The organism is Streptococcus sp., from assembly GCF_019414905.1.
GTDB lineage: Bacteria > Bacillota > Bacilli > Lactobacillales > Streptococcaceae > Streptococcus.
In genome coordinates, this window is record NZ_DXLC01000188.1 from 1 (window position 1) to 3,016 (window position 3,016).

The window sequence follows — 3,016 nt, forward strand, 5'->3', positions numbered from 1 at the left end:
CTGCTAGGATGGAAAGTGGATAGTTGGTATCTTGATAAGTGAAAAAGAAACGACTTAGAAAAGACTCCAATATCTTTTTATTTGTTGACTCAGATGGAAAATCAAATCCATACTTTTTTAATTCATATAAAATAGTATCTCTTGGAAGTGATAAATAGCTGAATTGATTAAAGCGCATAAAACCTCCTTGTAAAATAATAATTAAGGTTATTATATCAAAAAAATAGGAGAAAGGGAATCATTAAGTGAGAAAGAAATTAATTAAAGAATAATGAATACAATTTATATGAAATAATATGTGATATTCTATAGTATTCATAAATTAAACTATATCTAATAAGAATTTTGAATGAATTTATCTCACTTCTTTAAAAGAGATATCCATTTATTGGGATAAAAAGTTCAAAATAGTTTACAGAAACATTTTTACTGCAAATATATTTGTTATTTTTTCATCCAAAATGCCTTATTTAAAATATAAAATAGAGATAGGAGTCATTGCTTTTGTCTTTCTCTTTTTGAAAATGGTATAATATAGTGAGAAGGATAGAGGAGAAGTGTAAATTGATCGCACAACTAGATACAAAAACAGTCTATAGTTTTATGGAGAGCGTCATTTCGATTGAAAAGTATGTGAGAGCAGCTAAAGAATTCGGCTACACTCATCTGGCTATGATGGATATTGATAATCTTTATGGTGCTTTTGACTTTCTAGAGGTTACAAAAAAATATGGCATTCATCCTTTATTAGGGCTTGAAATGACTGTATTTGTGGGTGCTCAGGAAGTGAATCTGCGCTTTTTAGCTCTATCTAGTGTGGGCTATCAGCAGTTGATGAAGTTTTCAACAGCCAAGATGCAGGGGGAGAAAAATTGGTCAGTTTTATCTCAGTACCTGGAGGATATTGCGGTAATTGTGCCTTATTTTGATGGACTGGAGTTGTTAAATTTAGGCTGTGATTACTATATAGGGGTTTATCCGGAAACACTAGCCAGCGAATTTCATCATCCAATCTTGCCCCTCTATCGGGTCAATACATTTGAAAGTAAGGATAGAGAAGTTCTACAAGTATTAACAGCGATTAAAGAAAACCTACCGCTCAGAGAAGTCCCTTTGCGCTCGCGACAAGATGTCCTTATATCAGCAAGTTCTTTAGAGAAACTATTCCAAGAACGTTTTCCTCAAGCCTTGGAAAACTTAGAAAAGCTTATTTCAGGTATTTCTTATGACTTGGATACTAGTTTGAAACTGCCTCGTTTTAATCCAGCGAGACCAGCAGTAGAAGAGTTGAGAGAACGCGCTGAGCTTGGGCTTGCTCAGAAGGGGTTGTCTAGTAAAGAATATCAAGACCGTCTAGACCAAGAATTGGCTGTTATTCATGATATGGGCTTTGATGATTATTTCTTGGTTGTCTGGGATTTGTTGCGTTTTGGACGTTCGAATGGTTATTATATGGGAATGGGACGAGGTTCCGCAGTTGGTAGCTTGGTTTCCTATGCCTTGGATATTACAGGGATTGACCCAGTAGAGAAAAATCTGATTTTTGAACGTTTCCTCAATCGTGAACGCTATACTATGCCTGATATTGATATTGATATTCCTGATATTTATCGTCCAGATTTTATCAGGTATGTTGGCAATAAATATGGCAGTAAACATGCGGCTCAAATCGTTACTTTTTCTACCTTTGGGGCCAAGCAAGCTCTGCGAGATGTTTTAAAACGTTTTGGTGTTCCAGAGTATGAATTATCTGCAATTACCAAGAAAATCAGTTTTCGTGACAATCTCAAGTCGGCTTATGAGGGTAACCTCCAGTTTCGTCAGCAAATTAATAGTAAGTTAGAATACCAAAAAGCTTTTGAGATTGCCTGCAAGATAGAGGGCTATCCAAGACAAACCTCTGTCCATGCGGCTGGTGTTGTGATCAGTGACCAAGATTTGACCAACTACATCCCTCTGAAGCATGGTGATGAAATTCCACTGACTCAATATGATGCTCATGGAGTTGAAGCTAGTGGGCTTTTGAAGATGGACTTTCTGGGACTACGAAATTTGACCTTTGTCCAGAAGATGCAAGAGTTGCTTGCTGAAACAGAAGGGATTCATCTGAAAATAGAAGAAATTGATTTGGAAGACAAAGAAACGTTAGCTTTATTTTCTTCTGGTAATACAAAAGGTATCTTTCAATTTGAGCAACCTGGAGCTATTCGTCTGCTCAAGCGTGTGCAGCCAGTCTGTTTTGAAGATGTCGTAGCAACTACTTCCCTAAATCGGCCAGGTGCTAGTGACTACATCAATAATTTTGTGGCAAGAAAGCATGGGCAGGAAGAAGTGACTGTTCTGGATCCAGTACTGGAGGATATTTTGGCTCCAACTTACGGAATTATGCTCTATCAGGAGCAGGTTATGCAGGTTGCTCAGCGTTTTGCTGGCTTTAGTCTTGGGAAAGCTGATATTTTGCGCCGAGCTATGGGGAAAAAGGATGCCTCTGCCATGCATGAGATGAGGGCTTCTTTTATTCAAGGTTCATTAGAAGCTGGACACACTGCGGAAAAGGCAGAGCAGGTCTTTGATGTCATGGAGAAGTTTGCAGGTTATGGTTTTAACAGGTCACATGCCTATGCCTACTCAGCCTTGGCCTTCCAGTTGGCTTATTTCAAAACGCATTATCCAGCTATTTTTTATCAGGTCATGTTGAATTCTGCCAACAGTGATTACTTAACAGATGCCTTAGAATCAGGCTTTGAAGTAGCGCCTCTGTCCATCAACACTATTCCCTATCACGATAAAATTGCTAACAAGGCCATCTATCTAGGATTGAAATCGATTAAGGGGCTCAGCAAGGATTTGGCGCTTTGGATTATTGAACATAGACCCTATTCTAACATTGAAGATTTTATAGCTAAATTACCTGAGAATTATCTGAAACTTCCTCTGCTAGAACCTTTGGTAAAAGTTGGTCTTTTCGATTTATTTGAAAAAAATCGTCAAAAAGTATTCAATAATTTAGTTAATC

At 37.5% G+C, this 3,016-nt stretch carries 2 pseudogenes; one reads left to right on the plus strand and one right to left on the minus strand.

The window, feature by feature from the left end:
• Positions 1 to 178 (minus strand): annotated as a pseudogene (locus QZ359_RS05680) (X-Pro dipeptidyl-peptidase); the annotation flags it as partial.
• Positions 179 to 621: 443 nt separating this feature from the next.
• Between QZ359_RS05680 and QZ359_RS05685 the strand changes: the two are divergent.
• Positions 622 to 3,016: pseudogene (locus QZ359_RS05685) on the plus strand (DNA polymerase III subunit alpha); the annotation flags it as partial.